The following is a 255-nucleotide window of genomic DNA, read 5'->3' as shown; positions in this document are numbered from 1 at the left end:
GTTGGACTTGTCGAAGACCGGAATGTGCGGTGCTATCTTCTTCTCCTTGACCAGCCATGCGAGGTTGTCAGCAGAACCGTAGGCACTGTCAGCAGCGAGATAACCAGGTCGTAAACCGAAGCGGTTCACCGTTCGGTCGAGCATCGTGCGAGATGCTCTGACCTCCGCCTGACGGATTGCGCGTGTCGCTTCCACGTCCAGAATAACGCCGTGCTCTGTGTCGATCAGGTAGTTGGTCGCATAGGCGAAGAAGGC

The 255-nt window shown here is 56.9% G+C and carries 1 protein-coding gene; it reads right to left on the bottom strand.

Going from position 1 to position 255, the window contains the following annotated elements:
* Positions 1-255: transposase (locus MRBLMR1_RS30925; protein ID WP_500067259.1), on the bottom strand; the 255-nt coding region annotated here is incomplete at both ends.

The sequence above is a fragment of the Neorhizobium sp. LMR1-1-1.1 genome (genome assembly GCF_040675795.1).
GTDB lineage: Bacteria > Pseudomonadota > Alphaproteobacteria > Rhizobiales > Rhizobiaceae > Neorhizobium > Neorhizobium cellulosilyticum.
The sequence above is the reverse complement of the archived record's forward strand: the minus strand, read 5'-3'. Positions and strand labels throughout refer to the sequence as shown.